The organism is Endozoicomonas sp. ONNA2, from assembly GCF_024606365.1.
Lineage (GTDB): Bacteria > Pseudomonadota > Gammaproteobacteria > Pseudomonadales > Endozoicomonadaceae > Endozoicomonas.
This window is the reverse complement of sequence record NZ_JAHHPO010000383.1, coordinates 1-5447: the sequence shown is the minus strand read 5'-3', so window position 1 is coordinate 5447 and position 5447 is coordinate 1. Positions and strand designations below refer to the sequence as shown.

Annotated in this window: 4 protein-coding genes; all 4 read right to left on the bottom strand. The window is 49.9% G+C overall.

Annotated features, from left to right (window positions below):
* Window positions 1-45 precede the first annotated feature (45 nt).
* Entirely contained in the window at window positions 46-492 is a 447-nt protein-coding gene (locus KDK14_RS06995; RefSeq protein WP_257264324.1) for a low molecular weight protein-tyrosine-phosphatase, read from the bottom strand.
* A gap of 106 nt (window positions 493-598) precedes the next feature.
* A complete protein-coding gene (locus KDK14_RS06990; RefSeq protein ID WP_257264322.1) occupies window positions 599-1720 on the bottom strand; it encodes a polysaccharide biosynthesis/export family protein in 1122 nt (373 codons plus the stop codon).
* Between the two features lie 995 nt (window positions 1721-2715).
* Window positions 2716-3345 (bottom strand): hypothetical protein, encoded by a 630-nt coding sequence (locus KDK14_RS06985; RefSeq protein ID WP_257264320.1) that lies wholly within the window; start codon window positions 3343-3345, stop codon window positions 2716-2718.
* Between the two features lie 557 nt (window positions 3346-3902).
* Entirely contained in the window at window positions 3903-4562 is a 660-nt protein-coding gene (locus tag KDK14_RS06980) for a porin (protein ID WP_257264318.1), read from the bottom strand.
* Window positions 4563-5447 lie beyond the last annotated feature (885 nt).

Here is a 5447-nt window from a genome sequence, read left to right as displayed (position 1 = left end):
ATTAAATTGGTAAAATTCTTCCGGTGCAATCAAAACCTTACGGATTCAGGTAAAAAGCTTATAAACCCATTGATTGACTGAGGTTTGGATCAAGTCAAACGCCAGTTCATAAGCAATGTCCCCTTTCCGATACGGGTCAGGGATTTCTATGCCGTTATTCCATCGACCGAGCAAGTGGGTTTTACCTCTGGCCGCTGGCGTGATGCTTTCGCACTCTTTTATATGGTTTTCCTCCATGACCAGTATCAGGTCATGCTCATGAATCATTTCCGCCGTGAGCTGTCGGGCGATGTGCGGTGACAGGTCAATGCCATGTTGGGCCGCCAGTTGCGTTGCAGGCTCAGCAGCCGGTTTCCCCACCGGGGCACCCAAACCTGCAGATTGCACGTTGATGTTTTTCCCCAAGCAGTTGAGTTGCTTCCTGAACATATACTCAGCCGTGGGACTCCGGCAGATATTGCCAACACAAACCACCAAAATCGTATTAAACATGAAATAAACAGTCGTTAGTTTTCAAAAAAAAAAGACAATAAAGCCCCCCCCACTTTATCTGCTTTTACTGCTTTTTCCGCTTTTTCCGCTTTTTCTATTTTCCTCACTAATTATTAAACTCATTAATAGCATTAGTAGTCGGCAAAATCTGATTAATAACACGGTTCCAACGAGTAACGCCTGCAGTATCCACATAAACCACGTCCCGCGCCCTGAGCGGGAATCGATCGGCTAATAACAATGCGGTGGCGTTTTGCATGTTCAGCTGATAAATGGTCGGCTTGCTCTGTCCAGTAGCACTGCGCAGCACAAAAACCCCTTTCGCGTTTGAGTAGCTCTGATTGATGCCGCTCGCGGCAACCAGGGCATCGTTCAGGCTCATGCCACGTCGGTCGTAGGGCATGGCGATGGGCTTGTTGACCTCACCGAGAATCACAATCTGCCGGTAGCGGTTATTGTCGATGTTGAGCACGTCACCATCCATCATCAGATGATTCTGGGACAAATCACCATCCAGCAATTTGGCCATATCGATGATAATGCGCTTATTACCCCTTACCAGTGTCGCCTCAGCCCGGTCTGCCGAATCTCTCAGCCCCTCTGCCAGTGCAATGGCATCCAGCACTCGTAGTGGTGTACTGGTAATAGGCACTGGTCGGGGGAACTGCACCTCTCCAAGTACCTGAGCCTTCTGGCTGTTAAATGCCTGAACCCGGACACTGACCTGTGGGTCAACCACAAATTTTGAAAGTCTCTGAGTCAGTTCGCGTCTCACTTCACTGACGGTTCGCCCTGCGGCCTGCACCTCACCGGCAAACGGGAAAAAGATCATGCCATTGGCCTGCACTTCCACCCCTTCCGGTGTCACCTGCTGGCGTTCACGGATCAGTTCGTTGGAGTCACGAATCGTGCTGGATTTAGCCGAGAAGGGGCTGCTCATGACCTGCTGATTCGTAGACAGGTCCGGGTTGTTCCAGACCCGGATACTCAGTATGTCATGGGGCCCGATGTAATATTGATAGGGCCTGTCGGATGTTTTCTCAAATTCACCGTAGTCAATACGCTGTACCGGTTCCGCATTCACCAGCGTTTCATTAATACTGACGTAATGGTGATTTTTAGATTTTTTATTGGGCGTCAGGTCCGCACCGGGTGCCATAAAGCATCCGGTCAGCATTATTGCCCCGGCAATTAGGGTGACAGACTTAAAAGCTACAGACAGTTTCATAAAGAAAGTTTTCAGTGGGCAGTCGACAATATTCAGAAGACAATATTCAGAAGTTCAGGCTGGAAGATGCTGCGTAAAATGCTCGGTAATCGATTATCCGCTTTTTCTGATAACTGCCAACTATCCTGCTTTCCAGCTACTTTCCAGAAAGCCAAGCTACCGCCAATCGGCTGTAAGTGTTTACCGCAACACAGGTTCAAATTGTCACTATCTCTGCACACCCCTGCCGTGATGGGAACGGCACCTTGAACGGGATTTATGCAGTCGATGGGTCTGACGCGATGTCAGCAAGGCTTCTCTGCCTGGAACGTCAAGCAGAGAAAAAAGCTACATTACCCCAATGGGGGTTGGGGTAATTGCGGCATCGCATTGTATTAAGACCACAGGTTTTGGGGTACTTGGTATTTATAGAAGGGAAATGCGTACCTATACAAATAATGTCGTATATCAATACATTATAAACGACGGTTAGCAAGCACTGCTAACAGCTTAAGCTATGGTAAATGCTGCACGGAAGAACTAATAAAGAGAAAGTAACCATTCACCCTGATCTTTATTCTTCAGGCTGGGCAACAAGCCCAATAATATAAAGTGAGTGAGTTTAATGGATGTATGGTGTCGAGTTTATCTCCGATAGCAAAAACCATGGATATGGTATTGAAATATTTGAAACAGGGCGAATCCTTGGAGGAGATACTTCTTTCGTTTATATCGGCAGCTACGAGTATGACAAGTCAACAGAAACGGTTTCAATCAGAGTTAAGTGCAATAATGACCGGCAACCCCTTCCTCCGGTCGTATGGATGTTTTCACCGTCCTGGCAAAAAAGGAAAGCCAGAGCATGGCGGCTTTATACTGAATGGGCATCTTGAAGGAAAACCGGATCGTAAAATAGTAATTAGTCTTACCCGAAGAGCAGAGCTGCCGACAGTATGCGGTTGAAGGCACCCTGCAACCAACCGCATATCCAATCACCCTGCAAGCGGCTGATCTGATCAAAACGGATAGTTCACCGCCAGGCCAACTTCATCAACACCGATCACCACACCATAACGCGGCCCGGTATCCGCTGGGCCCTGGATCAGGTCCGAGAGCAATGCACCGGCAAAGCTGCCCAGTGCATCGGCCAGCAGGTCGTTTTTGTCGAATTTATTATTCTCTTTCCGGTCGTCAGCAAGCTCCTTGAGAACGCCCGGTACCATTCCGATCCCGGTGGCCAGGGCGATCCGTCCCCAGCGGTGTTCGGTGGCGATATCCAGCTGTCGCAGGCCAAACTCACTGGCAGCCCCGAGCGCCATGGAGATGCCGAAGTGCTGTTTCTTATCGTCATCAATACTGCTGCTGGCCAGTCCGGCAACACTGGCGGCGCCAATACCGGCAATCCACCAGGCACTGTGGTCGTAACGCTCCCGCGGGTAATTTTCATAACCGTAGTTTTCGTCATTCATCGGCTCATCGTCGGCATAGCCCGATACGTAAGGCGAGGCATAATTGCCAGGAGGGGTGCTGTATGAGTCGGCATAAAGTGCGGGGGAACTGATCAGGAAACCTGACAGCAGGGTTTTGCCTAGTGTTTTGCGGATATAACGGTGAGTCAGTGAGTCCTTTTTAGCTTGAGTTTGCATAGCTTAACATCCTTGTGTACTACTGAACGGCTAAATCCAGTCAACCCCGGGCCCAGGCCTTCCTGACAAACAGGCCGGAGGTTCAATGCACTGGATTCACGGTGGGCGGGACAACAAAAACCGCAACAAAGGAAGTACAACAAAATCTTCTTCGCTTACGTGTTCAGCTTAGAAACGAAGACGAGCACAAAGGCTAAAAACTGAATATCCGGCAGTGGCAAACGGATAAACTGACATTTTTAGTGGTGAGTGGTGCTGGCGTAATGACTTTTTATGGCAGTCCAATTCAATTGATTATGCCGGACGATGACAGGCTATTTTTTTGACAGCCCTGAATATTGATACAGTAGTTTTCAAACCCGAACTCGCCAGTGCAGGGGGATGACGCTGATGGTGGCGGTCAATTATGGCGGAATGTGGGACCTCACCCGCGTTTGCCAGAAGCTGGTGCCGACTTTCAGGGACGGCACCGAAGATTCGGTTGCAGCGAATGATGAAGAGCGGGAAGCCAGCAGATCCTCGTTCCCACAAGGCATGGGAACAAGGCCAACAACTGATCAGAAGCTGACAGTGGCACCAAACACCATGGCGTTGTTAGCGCGGTCGCTCTGGTTGCGCCACTCAGCGTATGGCTGAACGCCGTTGCGGGTCCAGGTAGCACGGAATTCGTGGTCCATCTTTTCAGTGTCCCACATATAGACATTGTTGTATTTCACCTGCACCGGGTAGGCTGGCAACTGATAGCCGATGGCGTTATCGGTACGTACATCGTCGTCAGCAGTTGGCAGGTCAGTCTGATCCAGCTGCAGACGGGTACGGTTGCTGATGGATACCCCGTTACCGAAGTGGTAGCCGATTTTCACCAGCGGTCGGGCAGAAATAGAGTCGCCGTCCTGCAGAACGTGCTGGTAACCGGCCGCTACCCACAGTTTTTCATTAATGTTGTAAGCCTGCTCAAAACCCAGAGTCAGATAAGGGCCGGCAGCGTTGGTTGCCGCGTTGTCACCCAGTTTGATGCCATCAATCTCAGCCAGCACGGTCAGGCCACCACGCTCAGTAGTAGCAAAGGTGTGACCAGCTTCGATGGTAGAAGTCACTCGGGAGCCACTTACCGTTGGCTCACTGTGGTGCTGAACGTTACCGGTAATGTAACTGTCACCAGCGAAAGAAAGGGTAGAGGCAGTAGAAATGGCAACTGCCAGGATTGTGCGCTTCATTAAGTACCTTTTATTAGTCAGGTGTTTAAAAGCGCATTGTGTTAGAAAATTCAGTTATTAAAACCCGTGACTTATCCGTATAACGGCAACCAAAAACGAACATTCCACCAGGCTCTTATCGGACTCCGGGCTGCTACTTAACCAACAGGGTAATTAATGGCTGAAGTAACCCCTTGCCTCGGATTCCAGCGTTATGAACGAACTCAAAGAAGCCAGGGTACAAAGGTAAGCTTTCCTGAAAATCCCCTGTGAGGCCTGAGCCATGAGCGCAGCAATGACCAGAATCACTCCATGGTGTTTATATGTACTTCATAAATCCCATCTTTGTCGTCATCCCGAGCGTATTCACTTTTCCATGACGACAGACTTATTCTTGTACCCCAACTCTTCAAGGGAGTTGTATATGCTGTACTCAATGCCCATGGCTACACGCTTCGTAAGGCTTTATGGTGGCTTTTCGCACATTATCCGGGAGGCTGTCCGAGAATAGGGCGTGGCGAGGATGGCAGAAAATTTCCGACTTTTCAGACCAATTTGCTGCCACCGCAAGACTGCATGGATGCAGGAGCTAGAGCAACGCAGGAGCAATTGCCGCGTAGGGCAGTCTATTCTCGGACAGCCTCCTGGCGCTGGGAAGGATGGGGCCGCCCGGGTAGCGACCAGCCGCAGTGCCGGACCATCGCTAGAACTGGCAAAATCACCGGAATGCCGGACCACGGAATGCCGGACCACGGAATGCCGGACCAAGTAAATAAACGGTAAATTCCCGTAGTTTTCGGGTTAAAAAAGCCTTAATTGCTAAACTACTACTGTCCTGTATTTTCCAGGCGATTACGCTACCAAGACAGAGACAGGTAAGAGAAACATACCTCCGCTTTCTGTTCG

Bases quoted from the DNA above. Each gene is read 5' to 3' on its own strand.
- KDK14_RS06995 (WP_257264324.1), bottom strand. From the start codon at position 492: ATGTTTAATACGATTTTGGTGGTTTGTGTTGGCAATATCTGCCGGAGT.
- KDK14_RS06990 (WP_257264322.1), bottom strand. From the start codon at position 1,720: ATGAAACTGTCTGTAGCTTTTAAGTCTGTCACCCTAATTGCCGGGGCA.
- KDK14_RS06985 (WP_257264320.1), bottom strand. From the start codon at position 3,345: ATGCAAACTCAAGCTAAAAAGGACTCACTGACTCACCGTTATATCCGC.
- KDK14_RS06980 (WP_257264318.1), bottom strand. From the start codon at position 4,562: ATGAAGCGCACAATCCTGGCAGTTGCCATTTCTACTGCCTCTACCCTT.